Source organism: Funiculus sociatus GB2-C1 (genome assembly GCF_039962115.1).
GTDB classification, from domain to species: Bacteria; Cyanobacteriota; Cyanobacteriia; order Cyanobacteriales; family FACHB-T130; genus Funiculus; species Funiculus sociatus.
The window spans coordinates 47,038-69,703 of record NZ_JAMPKJ010000010.1 but is presented as its reverse complement, the minus strand read 5'-3'; the positions used below and the strand labels follow the sequence as shown (position 1 = coordinate 69,703).

24 protein-coding genes and 1 tRNA gene are annotated in these 22,666 nt (G+C 45.3%); 18 read left to right on the top strand and 7 right to left on the bottom strand.

All coding sequences use genetic code 11. The features are described 5' to 3' along the window. Window positions 1-38 precede the first annotated feature (38 nt). From NDI42_RS07380 to NDI42_RS07370, 3 genes are all read left to right on the top strand, one after another. Window positions 39-1,397 carry an AAA family ATPase gene (locus tag NDI42_RS07380; RefSeq protein ID WP_190452237.1) on the top strand — a complete coding sequence of 453 codons (1,359 nt, stop codon included), beginning with the start codon at window positions 39-41 and terminating at the stop codon, window positions 1,395-1,397. Continuing rightward, window positions 1,394-2,260: a DUF4435 domain-containing protein gene (locus NDI42_RS07375; protein ID WP_190452235.1), complete on the top strand. Its 867-nt coding sequence runs from the start codon at window positions 1,394-1,396 to the stop codon at window positions 2,258-2,260. Before NDI42_RS07380 ends, NDI42_RS07375 begins: the two co-directional genes overlap by 4 nt. Before the next feature lie 80 nt (window positions 2,261-2,340). Next, entirely contained in the window at window positions 2,341-2,559 is a 219-nt protein-coding gene (locus tag NDI42_RS07370) for a type II toxin-antitoxin system HicB family antitoxin (protein ID WP_190452233.1), read from the top strand. Between the two features lie 17 nt (window positions 2,560-2,576). Here the strand turns inward: NDI42_RS07370 and NDI42_RS07365 are convergent, their stop codons facing one another. After that, window positions 2,577-2,711: a hypothetical protein gene (locus NDI42_RS07365; protein ID WP_277876803.1), complete on the bottom strand. Its 135-nt coding sequence runs from the start codon at window positions 2,709-2,711 to the stop codon at window positions 2,577-2,579. 70 nt (window positions 2,712-2,781) lie between these two features. Next, on the bottom strand, window positions 2,782-4,617 hold the full coding sequence (locus NDI42_RS07360; RefSeq protein WP_190452337.1) for a M3 family metallopeptidase: 1,836 nt from the start codon (window positions 4,615-4,617) through the stop codon (window positions 2,782-2,784). A gap of 414 nt (window positions 4,618-5,031) precedes the next feature. Between NDI42_RS07360 and NDI42_RS07355 the strand changes: the two genes are divergently transcribed. Next, window positions 5,032-5,481, top strand: coding sequence for a response regulator (locus NDI42_RS07355; RefSeq protein ID WP_190452231.1), 450 nt, complete (start codon window positions 5,032-5,034; stop codon window positions 5,479-5,481). A 10-nt stretch (window positions 5,482-5,491) separates the two neighbouring features. Here NDI42_RS07355 and NDI42_RS07350 read toward each other — a convergent pair whose 3' ends face one another. Beyond that, window positions 5,492-5,671, bottom strand: a complete 180-nt coding sequence (locus tag NDI42_RS07350; protein ID WP_190452228.1) for a hypothetical protein — start codon at window positions 5,669-5,671, stop codon at window positions 5,492-5,494. 455 nt (window positions 5,672-6,126) lie between these two features. Between NDI42_RS07350 and uvrC the strand changes: the two genes are divergently transcribed. The 5 genes from uvrC to NDI42_RS07325 all read left to right on the top strand — a co-directional run bounded on the left by uvrC (window position 6,127) and on the right by NDI42_RS07325 (window position 11,146). After that, a complete protein-coding gene (gene uvrC, locus NDI42_RS07345; protein ID WP_190452336.1) occupies window positions 6,127-8,007 on the top strand; it encodes an excinuclease ABC subunit UvrC in 1,881 nt (626 codons plus the stop codon). 67 nt (window positions 8,008-8,074) lie between these two features. Then, window positions 8,075-8,641 (top strand): Uma2 family endonuclease, encoded by a 567-nt coding sequence (locus tag NDI42_RS07340; RefSeq protein ID WP_190452227.1) that lies wholly within the window; start codon window positions 8,075-8,077, stop codon window positions 8,639-8,641. 66 nt (window positions 8,642-8,707) lie between these two features. Next, window positions 8,708-9,727, top strand: a complete 1,020-nt coding sequence (locus NDI42_RS07335) for an ABC transporter ATP-binding protein (protein WP_190452225.1) — start codon at window positions 8,708-8,710, stop codon at window positions 9,725-9,727. Window positions 9,728-9,836: 109 nt separating this feature from the next. Then, on the top strand, window positions 9,837-10,724 hold the full coding sequence (locus tag NDI42_RS07330; RefSeq protein WP_190452224.1) for an ABC transporter permease: 888 nt from the start codon (window positions 9,837-9,839) through the stop codon (window positions 10,722-10,724). 38 nt (window positions 10,725-10,762) lie between these two features. Then, a complete protein-coding gene (locus tag NDI42_RS07325) occupies window positions 10,763-11,146 on the top strand; it encodes a hypothetical protein (RefSeq protein WP_190452222.1) in 384 nt (127 codons plus the stop codon). Between the two features lie 149 nt (window positions 11,147-11,295). Here the strand turns inward: NDI42_RS07325 and NDI42_RS07320 are convergent, their stop codons facing one another. After that, on the bottom strand, window positions 11,296-11,736 hold the full coding sequence (locus tag NDI42_RS07320; RefSeq protein WP_190452220.1) for a peroxiredoxin: 441 nt from the start codon (window positions 11,734-11,736) through the stop codon (window positions 11,296-11,298). A 213-nt stretch (window positions 11,737-11,949) separates the two neighbouring features. Here NDI42_RS07320 and NDI42_RS07315 point away from each other — a divergent pair, with 213 nt between their 5' ends. The 4 genes from NDI42_RS07315 (at window position 11,950) to NDI42_RS07300 (ending at window position 15,942) form a co-directional block, all read left to right on the top strand. Then, on the top strand, window positions 11,950-12,354 hold the full coding sequence (locus NDI42_RS07315) for an Npun_F0494 family protein (protein ID WP_190424963.1): 405 nt from the start codon (window positions 11,950-11,952) through the stop codon (window positions 12,352-12,354). 94 nt (window positions 12,355-12,448) lie between these two features. After that, complete coding sequence (gene cobQ, locus NDI42_RS07310; RefSeq protein WP_190452218.1) at window positions 12,449-13,951, top strand: cobyric acid synthase CobQ; 1,503 nt, start codon at window positions 12,449-12,451, stop codon at window positions 13,949-13,951. 70 nt (window positions 13,952-14,021) lie between these two features. Further along, a complete protein-coding gene (locus NDI42_RS07305) occupies window positions 14,022-14,261 on the top strand; it encodes a 2Fe-2S iron-sulfur cluster-binding protein (RefSeq protein WP_190452335.1) in 240 nt (79 codons plus the stop codon). 28 nt (window positions 14,262-14,289) lie between these two features. Beyond that, window positions 14,290-15,942 (top strand): site-2 protease family protein, encoded by a 1,653-nt coding sequence (locus tag NDI42_RS07300; RefSeq protein ID WP_190452216.1) that lies wholly within the window; start codon window positions 14,290-14,292, stop codon window positions 15,940-15,942. A 59-nt stretch (window positions 15,943-16,001) separates the two neighbouring features. Here the strand turns inward: NDI42_RS07300 and NDI42_RS07295 are convergent, their stop codons facing one another. From NDI42_RS07295 to NDI42_RS07285, 3 genes are all read right to left on the bottom strand, one after another. Next, complete coding sequence (locus NDI42_RS07295; RefSeq protein ID WP_190452214.1) at window positions 16,002-16,460, bottom strand: SRPBCC family protein; 459 nt, start codon at window positions 16,458-16,460, stop codon at window positions 16,002-16,004. A gap of 36 nt (window positions 16,461-16,496) precedes the next feature. After that, window positions 16,497-17,960, bottom strand: coding sequence for a 9,9'-di-cis-zeta-carotene desaturase (gene zds, locus NDI42_RS07290; RefSeq protein ID WP_190452212.1), 1,464 nt, complete (start codon window positions 17,958-17,960; stop codon window positions 16,497-16,499). Between the two features lie 247 nt (window positions 17,961-18,207). Then, complete coding sequence (locus tag NDI42_RS07285; protein WP_190452209.1) at window positions 18,208-19,887, bottom strand: DUF6930 domain-containing protein; 1,680 nt, start codon at window positions 19,885-19,887, stop codon at window positions 18,208-18,210. Window positions 19,888-20,192: 305 nt separating this feature from the next. On the opposite strand from NDI42_RS07285, the gene NDI42_RS07280 reads away from it, so the two are divergent. The 5 genes from NDI42_RS07280 to NDI42_RS07260 all read left to right on the top strand — a co-directional run bounded on the left by NDI42_RS07280 (window position 20,193) and on the right by NDI42_RS07260 (window position 22,664). Continuing rightward, complete coding sequence (locus NDI42_RS07280) at window positions 20,193-20,549, top strand: HesB/IscA family protein (RefSeq protein ID WP_190424984.1); 357 nt, start codon at window positions 20,193-20,195, stop codon at window positions 20,547-20,549. Between the two features lie 106 nt (window positions 20,550-20,655). After that, complete coding sequence (locus tag NDI42_RS07275; protein WP_190442616.1) at window positions 20,656-21,075, top strand: tetratricopeptide repeat protein; 420 nt, start codon at window positions 20,656-20,658, stop codon at window positions 21,073-21,075. A gap of 349 nt (window positions 21,076-21,424) precedes the next feature. Continuing rightward, window positions 21,425-22,300, top strand: a complete 876-nt coding sequence (locus NDI42_RS07270) for a M48 family metallopeptidase (RefSeq protein WP_190452334.1) — start codon at window positions 21,425-21,427, stop codon at window positions 22,298-22,300. Continuing rightward, window positions 22,279-22,362 (top strand) — tRNA-Leu (locus tag NDI42_RS07265). Before NDI42_RS07270 ends, NDI42_RS07265 begins: the two co-directional genes overlap by 22 nt. Window positions 22,363-22,433: 71 nt before the next feature. Beyond that, window positions 22,434-22,664 carry a hypothetical protein gene (locus NDI42_RS07260; protein WP_348231389.1) on the top strand — a complete coding sequence of 77 codons (231 nt, stop codon included), beginning with the start codon at window positions 22,434-22,436 and terminating at the stop codon, window positions 22,662-22,664. Window positions 22,665-22,666: the final 2 nt, after the last annotated feature.

Genomic DNA, 22,666 nt, shown 5'->3' with positions numbered 1-22,666 from the left:
TCGGAGTCAAGAAGCCTATGGCTATAGACTCGAAAACTATGCGAATTCAGCAAATTTCCGTCAGTGGCTTATTTGGAATTTTTGACCATGTGATTCCGTTGAACATGGATGAGAGGATCACAATTATTCATGGTCCGAATGGCTTTGGAAAAACAGCAATGCTGAGGATGCTGAATGGATTCCTCAACTCCAAATACTCAGTGTTTCGGACTATCCCGTTTAGTAGTTTCCAAGTTGAGTTTGATAATGGCAGTAGTATTGAGGTAGTAAAAGCCTCTGACACCTCGGAGAAGACAAAGAAAAAAAATAATATAACTTTCAACTTTTACGAACCTAATTCAGAAAAAGTTTCTTTTCCTCTCAAGGGAACAAAGAACCCTCCTGATATAGACTTTCCAATTGACATTTTAGAAGACATAATACCTGAAATTCGTCGAGTAGGCTCTAAATTTTGGCGGTATCTACCCACTGGTGAAACTCTTTCTTTAAACGAAGTTATAGATCGTTTTGAGGACCTTCTACCCTCAAAAGTAAAGTCACGAGAAGAACCTGAGTGGCTAGAGAACTTGAAGAATAATATTAATGTTCGTCTCATAGAATCACAACGTTTACTAAACGTTGTCCCTAGTCGTTCTTCCAGATTGTATTCTGGGGTACCTTCAATGTTGCCAACTGTTTCTGCCTATTCTGATGAGCTTGCACAGCTTATTCAGTCTAAGCTTGCTGAATACGGTACAACATCTCAATCGCTAGATAGAACATTTCCTGCAAGGGTGGTACAACAACAACCATCTCCCGATTTAACAGATGAACAACTTCGTCATCAGCTAAACGATCTTGAGGAGACTCGCTCTCGTCTTATAGAAGTGGGTCTATTAGATAAGGATGAAAACTCAGACTTTCAAATCCAGCCTCAAGCCATAGATGAAAGTACCAAGAATATCTTATCAGTGTATGTTGAGGACGTAGAAAAGAAGCTGAGTGTTTTTAATGAAATTGCCAGCAAAATTGATCTATTGAGGAGAATTATTAATAATAAGTTTGCTTATTCCTATAAAGAGATGAACTTTAATAAAGAGAAAGGGTTTGTCTTTAAGACACTTTATCATCCCTCGTTCTCTGATTTAAAACCTCTTTTCCCACCCGATTTATCATCGGGTGAGCAACATGAATTGGTTCTTCTGTACGAACTACTATTTAAAGTCCAACCTGATTCTCTAGTCTTGATTGATGAGCCTGAACTATCTCTCCATGTGGGATGGCAGGCTCAGTTTTTAAAGGACTTGCAAGAAATCACAGGACTTGCAGATTTAGATGTTTTAATGGCTACTCACTCACCAGATATCATTCAAGATCGCTGGGATTTGACAGTTGAACTGAAAGGACCAGCCAAGTGAGAGAGTTTCTTTCAGTTGACCGTGAAGCTAATGCAATTCGACTAAAACGGAGTAATTTTTCAGGTACTTTTCTATTAGTTGAAGGTAGATCGGATAAGATTTTCTATGAGCGTTTTAGTGACAAGGCAGCCTGTGAAGTAGTTACTGTTTCAGGCAAACCCTCCAGCAAGCTTCGAGTGATTGCTGTTCTGGACATTTTGGAGAAATCAAGCTTCCAAGGAGTTTTAGCCATTGTTGATGCAGATTTCGATCGTCTTGAAACTTCATCACATCATAGCCCTAATCTGCTTCGTACAGATACCCATGACCTTGAAACCATGCTGCTCAATTCGGTCGCCTTCGATAAGGTGATTGCTGAGTTTGGTTCGCAGGAGAAAATTACTAGGTTTGGTCGAGATGTAAGAACAGCATTGCTTCAAGCTGGTATGTCGGTTGGTTATCTACTCTGGGTTTCTCAATGTGATGGATTAAACCTGACCTTTGATGGCATCACATTCAGCAAGTTCATCGATGAGCAAACCCTGCAAATTGATGAATGTAAACTAATTCAAGAAGTTAAGAATAAATCCCAAGCTTTCTCGCTGAAAAGTGAAGATATACAACAACGGCTAACAAACCAGAAAAGCAGCAGCCATGATCCCTGGCAAATCTGCTGTGGTCATGACTTGGTTGAAATCCTGTCCCTAGGCTTACGCAAGGCAATTGGCTCCGCCAAAGCTACTGATGTTGAACCGATCAGCCTTGAGCGTAATTTACGGTTTGCCTATGAAGAAGCTTACTTTCGCAAAACGCAAGTTTACTTGGCCATTTGCACCTGGGAAAACAACAATCAACCATTTAAAGTTTGGCGGAATGACATATAGCTCCTTATGACTGTGACATTTACTTTAGAGACTTCCAAATAAAAAAGTGAACTGGAAGAGTTAAGGGAGGACGAGGATTTATGAATCGATACAGCATGGTTATTCAGTGGTCAGATGAAGACCAACTTTTTCTAGTCACAATCCCAGAGTTTGGCGATCGCGTTGTCATGCCTTGCACTCATGGGAAAACTCGTGACGAAGCAATTCGTAATGGGGAAGAAGTGATTGAAATGTACTTAGAAGCACGGCTTCCCGAAGGTGAATCCATCCCTGAACCCAGCACACTTCAAATTGCCTGATTACGATTTCAAAACTCTTACTCTGTAGTCAGTTCGCCTAGCTTAAGAACGTGACCCAGGTTGAAAAATTGACAGACAAGCCGATACTCATTGCGGTAAACGCTCAACTCCTTGCGGGATGCCACCACCAGCATCAAGGCATTGTCGTTCACGATGTAATTTAAACCTAAACTGCGCTACCAGGCTGAGCCTGGTAGCGAGAAATACGAGAAATTTGGACGATTAAAGCGTTGCTTGCAGCTGATCTAAAAGACCCTCAACATAAGTCAAAGCACCGCTAATTGTGGCTGGATCTTCGATGTCTATTCCCACATACTTGCGTAATGCTTCCACCTGATTCATGCTTCCTCCTGCTGCTAATAGATCGAGGTAGCCAGGAATAAAATCTTTACCTACCTGAAGATATTTTTGGTAACAAGCGAGACTGACAATGTTGGAAGCTGTGTATTGATAGCAGTAGAACGGTTTAAAGTAGATGTGGCCAATCCGCGCCCAATCATACTGGTGTTCGGGCAAAATTTCCACGGTATCGCCACAGAGTTCGCGGTAAAGTTCCGTCCACTTTTCGTTAACAAAATTGTGGTCAAAACTACCTTGGACGGCGCGTTCGTGAATTGCCAATTCTAAACGGCTAATTGTGCTTTGGCGGAATAGCAAATTTAGCTGATCTTCCAATTGCCGAGTTATTAGCGATCGCTTAAGTTTTTCGTCGTCGCCAGCAGTTTTCAGCAAGTAATCCAACAACAGTAATTCATTAAAGGTTGAGGCAATTTCTGCCAGCACCATTGGCGGATTACTGTTAAAATAGGTTTGGCGATCGCCTATCCAGGCAAAGTGCAAGCCATGCCCCATCTCGTGCGCTAACGTAAACAGAGAGTTGTAATCTTCTGTGTAAGAAAGCAACAAGTAACTGTGCTTACCATGAGTGTAGGAGCAGAAAGCACCGCCGCGCTTACCGGGACGCACTTTGGCATCCACCCAGTTTTTTACGAAAAATTCTTCTGCCCGTCGAGCATAGTTGATGTCAAACTGTTCTAAAGCAGATAGCAGGGTTTCTACACCATTTTTGTACTCAATTGGCGCAGCCTGGTCGTCGCCATCTGTCCAAGGTGCATAGATGTCGCAAATCCGGATTTCTTGATTCAGCGATTTTGCTTTGAGCTGGTAGTATCGTTGGAACAGATCAAAACGCGATCGCGTTCCTTCCATAATCGCCCGAAACACAGCCTCCGAGACTTCATCCGCCAACAGTTGTTTGTGCAACGTCGAGGCGTGCGATCGCATCTGGCTTTCCAGCCGATGATCTTGCGTCACAGTGTTTAAAATATAGCCATACAGCAAGTTGTGCTGCTGCATCACTTTCCGCACCGACCGATAAGCGTTGTAGCGCACCTCGGCTGAGGGATGAAATAGTAATGCACCCAGTTCCGCCTCGGTGTCAGATGTTTTTCCCTCTGGCGTGGTGACAGGTTCGTACTCCTGTTCGCCGAGATGAATAGAACGCAATTGAATAAACGCCTGCCGACCTGTTAAGCTATTCTGGTTACGGGTTTGCTCGACTTCTTCAGAAAGTTTGTGAGGGCGATATTGGGCGATCCGATCTAAGTAGTGGCTGTAGGTAGATAAGGCTGCTGATCCCTGCAATTCCCTAAATTTAGCACCGTCTAAATCCTGCAATTCTAGGTCAAAAAACAGCAGTTGGTTTTCAATTCCAGTTAAGGCTTCTCTCACCTTATCTAGAAATTGCTTCGCCTCATTGTTGCGCGTATCCGCTGAGAAAACCAGAGAAGGGAAGGCATAAAGATAACCAGATTTTTCTGCCAATGCTTCTAGCTGTTGCAGACATTGCGCCAGTTCTTCCGGTGTCAGGGAACTGACTTTTCCCCGGTAATTTTCTCTAAACTGGGTTGCATCCTGCTGGAGTACCTGCAAATCTTGCGCCAGATGGGGATCGTCAAAGCCTTTGTAGAGGTCACAAAGATTCCACTCTTGAGGGCTATCTAGCTGGTCTAAAGTGGTAAGTGCTTTAGATTCATTGGCATTAGAAGACGATTGCACCAAAGCCAAAGTTAAACTCCTTTAGAAAATGTGGTTGAAAAATGCTTTGAAGAATGTAGTTACTTGTCTATTTTATCCAAATTGATTTCAACCTTGCGGCGAGTAGGTTAGAGTTTTTCTGTTTTGGATAGTTTCCTTAGCCAATAAATAGGCAGACATAATTAAATAGTGAATACCGTATCTTCCCCATTGCCTACCACTAAAGCAAAGTGTGAGCAATACCTATCCTAGGGATGCAGGCTATGGGAAAAGATTAGTTTCTGAGGCAAGTTGAGTTTTTAATACATTTTAAACTCAATTATAATATAATTTTTTAGTTTAATAGATTTTTAAGGAAAACTCAGGTAAAATAGATAACAAATTATTTTGTTAATGCTCATATAATTTTCAGCAGTCCTTCACAGCTAACGTATCATGAGCAGCGAAACACAAAGTTCAACGACCAACCAAAAATTAAACTCCAGCGCCTCCGCAGCTGGCAAGCGAATTTTGATCGTTGAGGATAGTCCCATGAATCGAGAGTTGCTGAATGACTACCTGGAATATCTGGGATACGAAGTTTTCGCATTGGCAGAGGGATCGGGCTTTTTTCAGGCGCTGATTGACTTTCAACCTGAATTGATTTTGCTAGACTTGAAGTTACCGGATATCGATGGTTATAGCTTACTTCAACAAATCCAAAAAGGGACAGAGTGGCTGCACATTCCTATAATTGTTGTTTCAGCCTTTGCTTTTCAAGTAGACAAAGAAAAAGCTCTTAGATTGGGCGCCCGTCGCTTTATCGTTAAACCTGTAAATATCGTTGATTTGAAGCAAGCCATACAGGAAGAACTCCAGATGGGGAGTTTAGAGGCTTCCTGTTAGGTGGGGCAATTTATTCAATTTTATGATTGTTAATATATTCCTCCACGGTTTTGCTGAGAGCTTGTATGGAGTGGCTGATTTCTCCAACCTGTGTTTCGACTCGCGATAATAAGAAAACAACTGTTTGCAGTTGATTAAGGGTTTCATCCATAGCGTTTCGGTAGTTAGCCTCAAACTCTTCTATATTCATGACTTTGACCTGGAATATAAGGTAGTAAATAAATCAATAACTTACCTATCTCAGCATATCAAATAACAAAAATAATTTAGCTTATTCCAGATAAAAATCTTATGAATTACTATAAATTTATCTAGGAGAGTAATTGCTTTATCGAATCTTTAAAATTACTCTAAAATTAGGTTATAGGGAATACAAAAACATTGCTAGTTACGAAATATTACTGAGATTTTTACTTTTTTTGAATGCCTAGCGTGAAATGCTACTGAAGTGCGAAATCGCCAAAAATACTCCTTGCGAGATTTTACTGATTTAGTGATCGCGCTACCCTTTTCTCAAGGACATATTCCAGTTAAAGACTACTGCTTTCAAGGAGTGCTTTGTTTATGACAGATCCGCAAATGCTGAGGGATGGGAACGAGTTATCCCCCGCTACAACTCAAAGCGGTTATGTCTCGTCTGCTGGAATGACCCCAGCGGGGAAAACATTGCCGCTAGTCAAAGAGCCAGAACGGTTGGAGAATCGCCTGAAGGAGATTCCGCCAGAACCGGGAGTCTATATCATGCGGGATGGGTGCGATCGCATTCTCTACATCGGCAAATCGAAGAAGTTGCGATCGCGCGTTCGTTCCTATTTCCGAGACTCTCAGAAATTAAGCGATCGCATTGCGATGATGGTACGCCAGGTTGCTGAGATTGAATTCATCGTCACCGACACCGAAGCCGAAGCCTTGGCGCTAGAGGCAAATCTTGTCAAACAGCACCAACCTTACTTCAATGTACTCCTAAAGGATGATAAAAAATATCCCTACGTACTGATCACCTGGTCAGAACAATATCCCCGTATTTTCATCACCCGAAATCGGCGTGTAGGTAAAAAAGGAGACAAGTATTATGGCCCTTACACTGATGCAGGACTGTTGCGAAATAGCCTGCGAGTAGCCAAGCGAATATTTCTACTGCGACAACGACCGCAACCGCTATTTACAGATCGCCCTTGTCTAAATTACGACATCGGGCGCTGTCCTGGTGTCTGTCAGCAACTGATTTCCCCAGAGGAATACCATAAAACAGTGCAAAAAGTAGCAATGGTGTTCCAGGGACGCACTAGCGAATTAATCGACATCTTGACAGCGCAAATGGAACAAGCGGCAGCGGAACTAAACTTTGAGGCGGCGGCGAGGAAACGCGATCAGATTGCGGGGTTAAAGTCGCTGACAGCTGACCAAAAAGTGTCTTTGCCAGATGATACCGTTTCGCGGGATGCGATCGCTCTGGCCGCCGACGAGAAACACGCCTGCATTCAATTGTTCCAGATTCGGGCGGGAAAACTGGTGGGACGTTTAGGCTTTCTTGCTGAAGCGGACTCAGGAACTCCGGGAGCAATATTGCAGCGCGTTTTGGACGATCATTACCAAAACGCTGAGTCTGTGGAAATCCCCACAGAAATTTTAGTGCAGCATGAATTGCCAGAAGGCGAGATGCTGGGGGAATTCTTAACGGAACGCAAAGGGCGAAAAGTTAGTATTCTCGCGCCACAGCGCCAAACTAAGGCAGAATTGGTTGAGATGGTGGAGCGCAATGCCCAACACGAACTGGCGCGGATGCAACGAGTTGGCGATCGCAACGAACAAGCGATGCAAGATTTAGCAGCGATTCTGGATTTGCCAGATTTACCCCACCGCATCGAAGGTTACGATATTTCCCACATCCAAGGGTCAAATGCTGTAGCGTCGCAAGTAGTGTTTATTGACGGCTTGCCCGCAAAGCAGCACTATCGCCACTATAAAATTAAGAATCCCACGGTTACATCTGGTCACTCTGACGACTTTGCTAGTCTTGCGGAAGTCATTGGGCGGCGTTTTCGCAAGTATGCTGAAGATCCACAATTACAACGAGTGGGAAATTCCGATTGGCCTGATGTGGTGATGATTGACGGTGGGAAAGGTCAGCTTTCATCTGTTGTTGCTGTTTTGCAAGAGATGAATTTGATGGAAGATTTGCGAGTCGTGAGTCTTGCAAAACAGCGAGAAGAGATTTTCTTACCTGGGGAATCTTTACCACTTCACACAGATGCGGAACAACCGGGCGTGCAACTTTTGCGGCGATTGCGGGATGAAGCGCACCGTTTTGCGGTGAGTTTCCACCGTCAGCAACGGAGTGATAAGTTAAGGCGATCGCGTTTGGATGAAATTCCGGGTTTGGGTTTTCAGCGACAAAAGGAACTTTTGGCGCATTTTCGCTCGGTTGATTATATCCGGGAAGCTTCACCAAAGCAGCTGGCTGAGGTTTCCGGTATTGGCCCGCGTTTAGCTCAGGAGATATACGATTATTTTCATCCGGCTTAATCCGAACCGCTTCAGGCGCACAGGAAAGAGATAATTTCAATGAGTGTTGCGATTGGGATAGGTTGTTATGGTGAATGCAATTTTAACTACAACCTCTGTTGTCTCTTTGGAAGATGAAACTGGGGTTTTCTCTCTGGAAGATTTTATGCGAAATCCGCCTGATGGTATGGAATGGGTGGATGGTCAACTCGTCGAGAAAAATGGGATGACGCTAGAACATAGTGAAATTCAGGCTAATTTAGCTTTTTATTGGAAAAGTTACGCAATTTCCAGTGGACGCGGAAAAGTCTATACCGACGTGCCATGTCGCACCCACAAGCAGGGTCGTCGTCCTGATGTAGCTTATCTCACACCGGAACTGGTAGATCAGTTAGGCAATACTGACGTTTTGCCGCAGAGTTTCCCGCTAGTTGCTGAAATAGTTTCACCGACTGATTTAGCTCTTGATTTGTTTGCTAAAGCTAGGGAATATCTCCAGTCTGGTTGCGACGAAGTTTGGCTGGTGTTCCCTGAGAATGGTTACATATTTGTGATAACTCACCAGCAGCGGTTGTGGTTTGCTGCGGGTGAGGTGGCTAGTACGCAAAAGGTTCTACCAGGCTTTAGTGTCGCCATTAATGAACTATTGGCTTAATCTCTGCATCCTTCGCCCGTTAGAATAGAAATAAAGATTGTTTAGATTTGTAAAATTGGGACATCTATGGCTCCCGCTGTTTTAATCGAAAAGCTCGCCAAACGCTACGGTTCAGTAGAAGCCGTTAAAAACGTTTCTTTTCAGGTCGAACCTGGTGAAATTTTTGGTCTTCTAGGGCCAAATGGGGCTGGGAAAACTACGACTCTGCGTGTCTTGTGTACCTTGACCAAGCCTGATGCTGGCAAAGTTGAGGTATCTGGCATCTCAGTTATCGATAATCCTAGAGCGGCAAGGGCTAGACTAGGTTATGTGGCTCAGGAAGTTGCGCTGGATAAGGTGCTAACTGGGCGGGAAATGCTGCAACTGTCCGCTGCACTTTACCACCTCCCCGGTGCAGTCGCGAAACAGAGAATTGAAGCGGTGCTGGGTTTACTGGGATTGCATGAATACGCCGATAAAAAGACTGGTACTTATTCTGGCGGTTTACGCAAGCGGCTAGATTTGGCAGCTGGGTTGTTGCATCAGCCGGATGTCTTGGTTTTAGATGAACCGACGGTGGGATTGGATATAGAAAGCCGTGTGGTGGTTTGGGACTTTTTACGCCAACTGCGGGCGAGTGGTACATCTGTGTTAATTACCAGCCATTATTTAGAGGAAATTGACGCGCTGGCGGATCGGGTGGCGATTATTGACAAAGGTGTGGTAATTGCCTCTGGAACGCCGTCTGAGTTAAAGGATAAAGTAGGAGGCGATCGCATTACTCTCCGCATCCGCGAGTTTTCCCCGATTGAGGAAGCCCAAAAAGCCAAAGATATGCTAATATCTTTACCTTTTGTCCAAGAAGTGATTATCAATGGCGCTCAAGGTAACTCTCTAAATTTAGTGGTGAAGCCGCAAAGTGACGCTTTGATAACGATTCAGCAATCATTACAATCAGCAGGCTTACCAACTTTTGGCATTGCCCAAGCTAGACCTAGTTTAGATGATGTTTACCTGGCTGCTACGGGTAAAACTTTGATGGATGCTGAACTTGCAGCATCTGCTAGCCGCGATCCCAAGGCTGAGAAGAAACAAAATATGCGATAGGTTTAGATTTTACATCAAGGCATAGCTTTGATATCTCGTTCCCCGGTCGCAGCCCAGGAAAGAGGTTTGGGAGGCTCAGCCTCCCGACAATTATCATAGGGAGATTCAGATGAGTAGTACGTTAACACCTCCAAAACCTGACATTCGTTTGCAGCCACAAGCTGCTAGTCAACCAGTTGCATCTAGTTTACTTGGCGATTTTATTCAAGAAACTCTGGCTTTAACAAAGCGTTTGTTTATACAGTTGCAACGCCGTCCTTCTACTCTAATTGCTGGGATAATTCAACCGCTGATGTGGTTGGTTTTGTTCGGGGCGCTGTTTCAAAATGCGCCTCAAGGCTTGTTTGGCAATAGTCTCAGCTACGGACAATTTCTCGGTGCTGGAGTAATTGTTTTTACAGCCTTTGCGGGAGCGTTGAATGCTGGTTTGCCAGTAATGTTTGACCGGGAATTCGGGTTTCTTAACCGTTTGTTGGTGGCTCCTCTAGCTTCCCGATTCTCGATTGTTGCAGCCAGTGCTATTTACATCATCGCTTTGAGCTTTATCCAAACGGCTGTAATTGTTACAGCTAGTGCTTTGCTTGGTGCAGGGTTGCCAAATATACTGGGGTTGAGCGCGATCGCTCTAATTGTCTTCCTCCTCGTTGTCGGCGTAACTGCTTTAAGCCTTGGTTTGACTTTTGCTTTACCCGGTCACGTCGAGCTAATTGCGGTAATTTTTGTTACTAACTTGCCGCTACTATTTGCCAGCACTGCCCTCGCTCCCTTGTCCTTCATGCCCAAATGGTTACAGGTAGTTGCTACCCTCAACCCCCTCAGCTACGCCATTGAGTCAATTCGCTACCTATATCTTAATAGCGACTGGGGACTCGGTAGTGTGGTAATGCAGGCTCCGTGGGGAACTGTAACTTTTGGGACAGCTCTGCTAGTGCTTATCGGTTTCGATGCTTTAGTATTACTAGCAATTCAACCCCTGCTGCGTCGCCGCTTTGCTTAACGTACAATCATGAGTAGCGTGTTATACCCCAAATTGCCATGAAGATAAAAACCCAGCTGGTTTTCGGTGTCCTTGCTGGCATGGGAGCCCTCTCTTGCCTGCTGCCTCAAGCAACATTAGCTCAATCAACCCTAACTCCACCAGGAGAAGTGAAACCTTCAGATACCTTCCAAAACGAGCAAAATACAGATCCGTTTTCTCGAAGTGACAATGGAAGTTCTTTCGGTGTTTTAGACTTAATTCATCGAGCCACGCTGGGCAATCCTCGCGATTTGAATGAGTATTCTATTGAACAGCGTCAAAACATAAATACTGCCGCCGATGAGTTTAGGCGTTTACAATTAGAGCGGCTTCGCAATCAAAATCAAGCTTCTCCGAACAATCAGACAAACCCAGTTACAAATACACCAGCACAGAATTAATCTTTTAGCAAACTGCCTAGGAACGAGACCCAACAAATACTTTTGGGTGCTGGGTTTCGTTTCTAAAACCCATTTACAACTGGGAATAAAAAGAGGGGTATTTATTATGCCCCTCTTTTATTATTTGGTTAGCTTACCTTGCACTCAGCTTAAGAAGCAAGTGCCGCTAAAATATCACTCGCGTGAGAAGCAGTATTAACGCTGGAATCGACATGAATAATCTTGCCGCCACCATCAATAACATAGGTTACGCGCTGGGCATAACCACTGCTACCTTCAACGTCATAAGCTTTGATAATGCTGCCATCGACATCTGCTAGTAGGGGAAAAGGCAGATTGAATTTCTCAGTGAATTTCTGGTGCGAGTTCTCATCATCTTTGCTGACACCCAGCACTACAATATTTTTTCCCTGATAGTCTGTATAGGCATCCCGAAAACTGCAAGCTTGTTTGGTGCAGCCTGGAGTATCGTCTTTAGGATAAAAATACAGAATTACCGTTTTCCCCGAAAAATCAGATAGCGAAACGGTGTTACCGTTGGTGTCTTTGGCTGTGAAGGCAGGTGCCATCGTATCAACTGCTAAAGCCATAGATTCTGTTTCCTTCTGGGTTACGATCGTTTAAGCCATAAGATTTTACAATATTTTACGATCGCGCTTGGGTTAGGTTAAGGTAGTTGACGGCAGTAAGTCTCAGGCTACAAGAAAAAACCACTCTCCGCAGACTGCAAAAATAAGTCAATGTAAAAAGGGCATTGGCAGCGATCGCTACTTTAAATTTCCTGCTGTTTACTGGTATTGACTATGAACTCTGTTGCAGCGAAAAGCTCCCCCGTAATTCAATATTCCCCTCAAAGTATAAAAAGGGCCGAACGGGCGATGCGTTGTTCTCCCTTCCTGCTGCCTTTGTTTGCGGCGATGCGTTCTACAAGCGTTCCTTTGGGAGCAATCGTTTCTTCAGGTGTGCAGCGCCAATACACCCGCAAGCCATTGCGCGAGTTAGCCGCCGAAAATTATCTATCGTGGCTGATCCAGGTGGGCATTCTGCGACGAGAAGTGGATGGACAAGGCATCACCGATAGCTTCCGCCTCACACCGTTGGGACGCCAACTGGTAGAACAATGGGAGAAACAGGGAGGCGTAGTGCCTGCTCCGTCTTTAAGCGATCGCTTCTATAATGCGTTAAATCGTTGGTTTCGACTGTTTTGAATTGTCAGTTGCCAGTTTTCTAATGACTCCTGGCTCCTAACTGATAACTCGTAACTCCTAATTGATAACTCGTAACTCCTAATTGATAACTCGTATGAAAGCCATTATGGTTGTGGGGACAACTTCCCACGCAGGAAAATCACTAATAACTGCCTCCCTGTGCCGCATTCTGTCGCGGCGCGGTTGGCGGGTTGCTCCCTTTAAAGCGCAGAATATGGCGCTCAATTCCTACGTGACACCCACCGGAGGAGAAATTGGTTATGCTCAGGCAGTGCAAGCTTGGGCATCTGGGGTGACACCTTGGGTAGAGATGAACCCGATTTTACTCAAGCCCCAAGGGGACATGACTTCGCAGGTTATTATCAAGGGTAAAGCCGTCGGGGTAGCTGGTGCCGCAGAATACTACGAGCAGTATTTTGACATCGGCTGGCAAGCAGTTGAAGAATCCCTGCAACGTCTCTCGGAAGAATTCGATCTGCTGGTGTGCGAGGGAGCAGGTAGCCCCGCAGAAATTAACCTCAAGCACCGCGACATGGCTAATATGCGGGTAGCAAAGCATTTAAACGCCGCAACTATGCTGGTGGTGGATATCGACCGGGGCGGCGCTTTTGCCCATGTGGTGGGGACTCTGGAGTTGCTAGAACCAGAGGAACGGGCGCTAATTAAAGGTGTTGTCATAAATAAATTTCGCGGACAGCGATCGCTTCTAGACTCCGGCATCACCTGGCTGGAAAAACGCACTGGCATTCCCGTTGTTGGTGTGATTCCCTGGATAGACAATGCCTTCCCCGCTGAAGATTCTTTAGGCTTATTCGACCGTCGCACCACCAAGAATCAGAGCGATCTGACTATTGCCGTTATCCGCCTTCCCCGAATTTCTAACTTCACCGACTTCGACCCCCTAGAAGCCGAACCCAGCGTCACGGTAAAATACCTTAGCCCCAAAGATACCTTGGGACATCCGGATGCCGTAATTATTCCCGGTTCCAAAACTACCATCGCTGACTTGCTGGTTCTGCAAAAAACTGGCATGGCACAGGCAATTCAAAATTATGCAGCAGCAGGTGGCACTATTCTGGGAATCTGTGGTGGTTTCCAGATGCTAGGGAAATTCCTCGCCGATCCAGAAGGAGTTGAAGGAGAAACGGGACGCTTTAAAGGTCTGGAATTGTTACCTGTAAAAACCGTCCTCACGGCCCAGAAAATCGCCCGCCAGCGACTTGTAACTTCTAACTATCCTCAGTCTGGTTTACCAGTTACAGGTTACGAAATCCATCAGGGACGCACGCGGCTGCTGGAATCGGAAGAAATAAACCCAGCCTCTGCATACGCACAAAAACACTCCTCCTGCAAACCGTTATTTGACGATCCTAATTTGGGAATTGTCGATGCAAATCAATCAGTTATCGGAACTTATCTGCACGGTATTTTTGATAACGGCCCTTGGCGACGCTCCTGGTTAAATAACTTGCGGCAGCAGCGGGGACTTCCGTCTCTTGCCACAGGAGTTGCTAACTACCGCGAACAGCGAGAAGCAGTTTTGGACTTGCTGGCAGATGCGATTATGGCGCACCTGGATTTAAACCTATTTTTGTAGGCCTAACTTATTAGTTATTAGCTATTAGCTAATGGCTTTTCAACAATTAGCAATCCTTCAATTAGCGAGTATGACTATCCGCATACATTTTTTACCTGATGATGTTACGGTTGACGCTAAGGCAGGAGAACCGTTATTACAGGTAGCAGAGCGGGCTGGGGTGTTCATTCCCACTGGCTGCCTAATGGGTTCGTGTCACGCCTGCGAAGTGGAGGTCGAGGGCAAAGATACCATCTGTGCTTGTATTACGGCAGTCCCAGCAGGGAGCGAGCAGTTAACTATCAATCTCTACGTTGATCCCGCCTGGTAGCAAACCGGACACAAGGTTGGGGAAAAAGATGGAATATTTACTTTACGGTTTAGCAATCTATTGTTTGCTGATAATAGGACGCTATTTGATTATTTTTCAGCGCCTTTTAGGTTTGACTTTACAGTACATCAACTACGATTTTACAGATGAAGACCAGATACCCGTCTATATTAGAGATTTATTTGAGATTCCCTTGCTAGAACTTGAACAATTAGAGTTTAAGTTCTGTTGCTATTTGAATGTCGCTCAGATGACGTATCTGGATGCCTCGAAGACTTGGGAAATGCTGCTATATAACGAGGAGTTTAAGACATTTGCCAGTGTAGATATTCGTAGTCTACCTGAATCGGTTAAGCTTTTTACTATTAATTTTTTTACCTTTTTGGAAGATAATGTCCTGCTACAAACAATGAACGGGCAGGCTTTCGGCGTTATTGGAACGATACCGAATACAATTCTTCAAGATCCGTATGTTGTGGAAACACAACAGCAGTGGCAAGTTCATAAAACCAAGCTGGAATTGACGGAAACGCCCCAAGAAATGTCTCCAGAGAAATTTATAGAGACATTGCGATCGCATCATGCCGCCTACCTCGACAGTCTGGTAAAATTAGGCGAATTGTCACCAATCAAAAACACACAGCTATTTGAACTCAAAGGGCTTGCAGCTTTCAAAGCAGCCGTCAAAATGGGACGGGAAAGCAACAAGTATACTAATCTTCTCAAAAAGTGGACTTCCAAGGCAAAAACAAATCCCTCTGTCACCGTACAAATTCCTGAAGAGGTCGAAGTTGAGGGATTTCGTCGGATGGAACGCATAGAACGGGGACGCGCCAGAAAGGGGATAAAGTCCTGGTTGTTGCTTGGTAGTTTGGCAGTGTTTGCTGTTTCCTTTATACCGTTTTTCGACTTGCAGACACTGCTTATCCTGAGCGCTGTGCTATTTCTCCACGAAATGGGTCACTTTTTGGCGATGAAAGCCTTTGGTTATAAAGACACCTCGATTTTCTTCTTACCCTTATTCGGTGCTGCTGCTACCGGACGCAAAGATAATGCTACGGTGCAAGAAAAAGTGATGGTGTTGTTGGCAGGGCCGGTTCCGGGGATAATCTTAGGGAGTGCGATCGCTTTGGCAATTCCCGATTCTCTCCAACGCTCTTTAGGGTTGCACGAGGCTATCGGCTTGCTGATGGTCATTAATTACTTCAATTTACTGCCTATATTGCCGCTGGATGGCGGACGTATATTAGATTTACTAATATTTTCCCGCCACCCTTACACAGATGTTTTCTTCAAACTTTTCGCAGTTGGTCTTCTGGTTTTTGTAGGCGTGAGTTTGGGTTCGGCGAGTGCGATTTTTATTTTCCTGGGATTGCTAATTGCCTTCACAATTCCTGCTAGTTTCCGCAGCGCCAAAATCTTGAGGAAATTGCGGCGAGAAATACCACAATCAACTGACGATTCTGATAGTGTACTACTGGCTATTTTTCGCACCCTTAAGAAGTCTGGTTACGGTTCCCTACCTTTTGCTCAAAAATACAAAATGGTAAAAGATATCGCCCAACGCTGTCGGGAATCCCATTCTAACTGGGGAAGCCGACTGTCTTTATTAAGCGTCTATCTGGTGTGTTTGGTTGGGGGTTTGATACTTGTAGGTATCAGCTTCGTACCAGTTCGTTAACTATCAATACTCGGTTAAGAGTTCCTAAGGCTGGTTTTCGTTCTCCGAAGCCAGCTTACTCAATTTCCTGATGAGGATTTAGCTTGAGATTGAATAGCGTATTCTCGAAAACGATCCAAATCAGCTTGGATCGTTGATTCAACAGCCCGCCCTAGAAATAGATTATCCACCAGCTTGCCTAGCCAGCCAGGAATACCGTAAGCCACGGTCAGTTTAACGATACTACTATCCTTGCGATCGTAAAAGCGAATTGCACCCCGATTAGGCAAACCATCAACAGATTCCCACTGAATAATCTGATTTGGTTCCATTTTAACAATCCGGGCTAACCAGCTGAATTCTAAACCACCAGTCGCTAGTTTCCAGCGAGATAGAGTTGGATCTTCTTCCAAAACCTTAACAGAATCAATCCACTTCATCCAACGCGGCATTTGTTCCAAATCAGACCAAAGATTCCACACCTCATCAATAGGAATTGGAACTTCTACCTGCACACTATGCTCTAACCAATCTGACATTTATTTTTCTACTTATTATTCCTTTTGTTGTTTCTCTTAAACCGCAGACAACTCACTTACCCCCACCTTAATATTCTCCAAAATCTCCTTAGCAGCCCGACGACCAGACAAAGTTGCTCCTTCCATACTATCGATGTAATCTTGCTGCGTATAACTACCCGCAAGGAAGAAATTGGCTATTGGAGTTTTTTGTTGCGGACGATACACATCCATCCCTGGTGCTTCGCGATAGAGAGACTGAGCCAACTTAACCACACTGTACCAGGTCATGTTCAACTCGCGGGAAGAGGGGAATAGATCGTGTACTTGTTTGAGGACGTGTTGCGCGATCGCTTCATTACTTTCCTTGATAAACGGATCTCCCGGAGTCAGCACCAGCTGCAACAGAGAACCTTCTCCCTCTCGGTAATAATCAGATGGACTGGTTAAAGCTAAATCGGAAAAACAGGAAAAGTCAGCATCCGCCGTATATAACAGATTATCTATCCCTGCCGCATGATCCGTCTGTTTCCGTTCTGCCTGGTTGTGCAATTCAGTCACCCAACCATCAAATCGCAACTGAACTGTTGCCACTGGCACCGCATCTAGTTTATAAATATTGTCAAATTCCGACCATTTCCGCCAATCTGGCGGGATAATGCGCTTGATTCCCGGCACATCGCAGGCGCAGACATAAGCATCAGCGGTGATGGTTTCTTCCCCATCGCCTTTGGCAATTCGGAAACCAGTAACTCGCGTTTCGTTCCCTTCCCCGGTAAACAAAATTTCTCTTAACTGGCGACGAGTGTGGATTTTCGCGCCTCTTGCTTCCAAATATTTAATAATCGGCTTGTGCAGATATTCATCAGGAGAACCGCACAGCATTCGTAATACCGATGCCTCAGTTCTAGATGCAAACATCTGGAATATTGTCAACATACAACGGGCAGAAATATTCTCGCAATCGATAAAACCGAGTGCGTAGGCTATCGGGTTCCACATCCGCTTGATGCTGCCATTGCTACCGCCGTGACTGCGGAACCAGTCGGCAAAGCTGATTTTATCAAGAGAGCGAATGGTTTTCATCGACCCCTCGAAATCTACCAAACCGCGCACGATGGTACTGGTGCCGAGAGCGATCGCATTCTGTACTTTATCCTGCAATGACAGTTGCGATGTCGTGAAAAACGCCTTCAAGCCATTGAAAGGCGCACCTGTGATGAAGCGAAAATCTAATGCCCCCGTAACGCCGCCTTTGTTGATAAAGGTGTGGACGTGTTCTTTCCGGTGCAGATTCTCAAACGCCCCCACCTTCTTAAACAATTCAAATAGCTGGTAGTAGTTACCAAAGAAGACGTGCAACCCCATCTCAACATGATTGCCATCGGCATCTACCCAACTGCCAGCTTTTCCCCCGACAAACGGACGAGACTCGAAGATTTCGACTTCATAACCAGCATCGACTAGATCGACTGCCGCCGCCATTCCAGCCAATCCCGCCCCGACGATTGCAACCCGCATTCAATCTGTCCTTTTCAACTTCTTTACAAAGTTTAACTAAGAATGGTTACTCCAAGACGGGCAGCAGCTAAAATTACTCCCCCGATTCTGTAGTGCAGTCAGGTAAAAATCATCATCAATCACTTCAGAGAGAGAATAGGGATTGAGAATTGGAAATGTCTCTAATGACAAGCCAGTTTCAGCTTCCATAAATGGATCAACGGTTGAGTATCGAAGTTAGTAGGGGCGGGGAAACACTGCCCCAACTTTATTCCAACTCAAAGCCGAACTGAGGGATTAGCTGAAGCATACCCAAGCCCAATTCTTCAGAGGAGAGCGATCGCCCTTCAAATAATGCCATCATGTCACCAAGCTGAGGATTTCCCTTCGATGCGCCTTTTAGCCCTCTGGCAATAATCACGCCGCAGTAGCCTTTAGTTTTCTGACAACGCTGATCCCACTTGCGACGGGCTTCAATATGAACAGGGTCATCTCCTGTAAACTCACCAAAAAGGTACATATTGCCATTTTCAGTTTGTAAGATTCCCAAGTCGTAGAGATCCCCCTCTTCAGGATCTTCTCCCGGATTAAAGCATACTCCTTTCAGCCCTCCGGCACCCTGGATCTTTTCAATCAACTCCTTTGCCTTCGGACGGGAAGTTTGAATCAAAATCACAGGCAAACCTTCTCCCGCCGCCGCGATATCCTTCGGCTGATAATGTTCTGCTGTCTGACGCAGCAAGTCCAGCCGTTCCCAAGTCATCATCCCCAGACTGAAGAAAGAACCTTTGGGTATCAAATCATCCCGCAACGGCACCGTCATATCCTCGAATTCATCGTCGAATTCGTCGTCGAATTCGTCGTCGTCCTCATCCTCCGCTGCCAACTGGGCCATATTAAATAGTTCCGTCGCCACTTCTGGCACAGTTTCCACCTTTACCGAGAGAGTTTGCTTTGGTTCTACGGCTGGGGGTGTGGCGATGCGGAAGCGTTTGGTGAGGCTGGGGAACTTGTCGTCGGAGAGTTGGCGATGGGATGCGCGGAAAAAGCGATGCAAAGCTTCCAGTGCAAAATAAACTGCGATCGCTTCCTCTTCATACAAAAACGGTCGCATTCCCTCCAAAGGATGCACGTTGCCGAAACTTGGCCCTATTTCTGATAGGGCTAAGTCAGATAAATCTATTCCGTCCTCGTCTTCATCTTCATCGAAGTCATCTTCCGCCTTCTCGAAGGTCATAAACAAGCAATCTTGCCCTAAAAATGCTTCTTCGAGTTCCTCAAAAGACTCCTTTGCTAAGACTGAAGCCCGAAATCGCTTCAGAGAATCAAGAGAACGATACAACAAAATTCCGTACTCCATGCCCAGCATTCCCATCACCGAGGCGTAAAGAGTACCAACATCCCACTGGTTAATTTCAATTGAGATAATTTGGTGGTCAGCCAGCATTTCCCAAGGTGCATCTTCCCAAATTTCCTGAGCCTTTTCCTCCAGTAACTCCACATACTCTGGCGGTAGCTTCGGCGGACGAGTGCTGGACATCTCCTGAAAAGAGCGAAACAGCTCGTCAACCAGAGGCAACTCTGGTACATAATCAATAGCAATATCTAGATCCTGAAGAATACCGCGCAGATAAAACTGTACTTCGCGATCGCGGACTATTATTTTCTGAGGTCGGGCTGGTTTTGCTGGGCTGTGAGGATACTCCATTGCACGCAACAAGGCGCGAACCATTGCTTCGGGCCCGGTTTCGGACGTTACCATATCCATTGCCCGCACCATGCCTTCGACACCATCTAACCAAACAATGCAGTCACCATCTTCCTGAGTATCCGACTCTAAGCTTTGTGCCATGCCAGCGGATAATCGACGGCGATCGCCCTCCCAGACGCTGGGAATTTGGTGTAGTGTTTTGAGCCGACGAAGGGTAGAGCGATTGAGAACAGACATATACTAAGCCAACTGAGTGAAGGTAAAAGCGGTCTGCGCTTTATGTTGGTAGATCCTCATTTTAAATACTAATCGTCTATATACCGTCTGCTTAATAAACTTCTATTTTGCCCGCTTTTATGTACAGTGCTATACAATTTCTCTTGGCTATAGCCCTGCTATATGAGCCATCGTCAACATAGGTAATAAAAAGCTTTGCTTCGTTAGTGCCTGTATGGTTAGCAATGTTCGATAAAATTAATAAAGTGGGCTGGTTTACTCAAAATCGTCTATAACAAACAGCAAATAGGAGTCGAATGAGCGCGATGACACAAGCAACTCAGTCGCAAACACGAGGTATACAGTTGACAGAAGCGGCTCTAAAGCACGTTCTTCAATTGCGGGAGAAACAAGGTAAGGATTTGTGCCTGCGCGTCGGTGTCCGCCAAGGAGGCTGTTCGGGAATGTCTTACATGATGGATTTTGAAGATGCCAGCAAAATCCAGGAAAATGATGAGATTTACGACTACGAGGGCTTCAAAATTGTCTGTGACCCCAAGAGTATGCTATATCTCTATGGCTTAGTGCTTGACTACAGCGATGCTATGATTGGCGGCGGCTTCCAATTCACCAATCCCAATGCTGCTCAAAACTGTGGCTGTGGTAAGTCTTTTGGTGTCTAAATTGGATGGGGACTAGGGACTGGGGACTGGGTAAAACAAGAATGCAAATTTTTCTTCTTCCCAGTCCCCAAGTACGAATTACTTTTTACTTGATTGCCTTTTTAAAATGACCGAGCAAGTTAACGACCTTTTCGATACCGGACTGGAACGCTATAAAGCGGGTGAAGGCCCGGATACTTTGATTCCTGTTTTTAAGGAAATTTGCGATCGCTCCCCTAAAACAAATGCTGCCTGGGTTTGTCTGTCTTGGTTATATTTGTTGGATAACAACCCATCTTTGGCTGCCAAAGCTGCTCAAAAAGCTGTCAAGTTGAATCCCGCCGATCCTCAAGCTCGGATTAACTTGGCGCTCGCTATGCTCGAAACTGGGCAAAAGGGTGTCCGCCAACATGTTGAAGTCGCTGGGCGTGCGATCGCGATTGAATCTGAATTACGCGAAGACGTTGAAGAAAGTATTGCCGATGGCTTCTCCAGAAAACCTGACTGGGATAGTTTAACTAAAGTCAAAAATTGGTTATTTGCCTAATTTTACTCTCATTAAATCAAGCTGTTTTTTTACTTTCTTTTCTTTGAAAAAACAGCTATCTTTTTCCTCTATTTTGATGATATTATTTATTTGAAAGTGATTTCCTTAATAATAGAAATCTGTGTATTTGCTCCTAAAGTACAGATTTCCATTATCTAAATATATCATGTACGGTATAAAAAGACGTATAAAAAATTACAACAATTTGTCACCGTGAAGGCAGACAATAGCAACGAAAATCCTAGATCCCTCGCTATACTAATTGAGTATTACCTGTTCTAGGGGCAATAACCAAAGCCAAGAACCAGAACAGCACCACATAAAAGCCTTATTTTTTGAGATTGTCTCCATGTTGCCAACAAAGACACCGTTAATTGGTCTTTCCGCAGACAAGTTCCGCCATCCGCTGGATTTGGAGGCAACCACAGCCTTGAAACAGGTGCCTGGGTTGGATATGCTAGTGCGGAATCTGCTGGGGCCGCTAGCAGAACAAGTTTTTTACCTAGAAAATATAGCAGCCGGAGTGCTAGTCGGGCCTCAACAGCTGCCGGATCTGCATAAACTGCTGTTAGAAGCTTGCCAGATTCTGGATCTCGAACCACCGCAACTGTATGTGCGCCAGCATCCAGCGCCAAACGCCTACACATTTGCCATGCGAGGCAAGCAACCGTTTATCGTGTTGCATACCTCGTTAATTGATATGCTGACACAGGAAGAAATTCAGGCAGTAATTGCCCATGAATTGGGACACCTCAAGTGCGAACATGGGGTTTACCTGACACCGTTGAATATTATCGTGTTAGCGGCGGGATTAATTCCCACTTGGGGGAGTGTAGTAGCTGAAAGCGTGCGATCGCAGATGATGGAGTGGTTGCGATGTGCGGAGTTTACGTGCGATCGCGCTGCACTACTAGCCACCCAAAACCCCAGAGTAGTGAGTTCCGTTTTAATGAAACTTGCGGGAGGTTCACCCGCGATCGCGCCTCAACTAAACCTGGAGGCATTTTTAGCCCAAGCCAAAGCTTACGACGACATCAGCAACAACCAGCTAGGTGAAATGCTCAAATCAGCCCAAACAGCCCAACTATCCCACCCAGTCCCAGTTTTACGGGCTAGAGAAATTGATCGCTGGGCAAGTAGCCAAGAATACCAAAACTTGCTAGAACAGCATTCAATAGGCTATAATGATAAAGCTAAACCCAAGGGCGGGTGGCGAAACTGGTAGACGCATCAGACTCAAAATCTGACGACCGCAAGGTTGTGAGAGTTCGATTCTCTCCCTGCCCACTCTTCAATTTTAGAAGCCCCCCTTAAAAAGGGGGCTGCGGGTATCAGATGTTGGATTAGGGGTTATAACAATGAGACTAAAAAGCTGGGAATCTCCCCGCAAACAGGGGAGAAACGACAAAGGTAAAGGCGGGTCTGCAAGAGCTAGACAATTGAAAAAGCAACAGCAGATGCTCCGGAAAAAGCTAAAAGACCAGGGCGAAGCTGAAAACAACAAAAAATCAAACAGAGGGAAGGTTAACTCCCCTCTGTTTTTTTGTGTGACAGGTTCATGCACTCTCGCGCGCACAAGCGTTGGATGAAA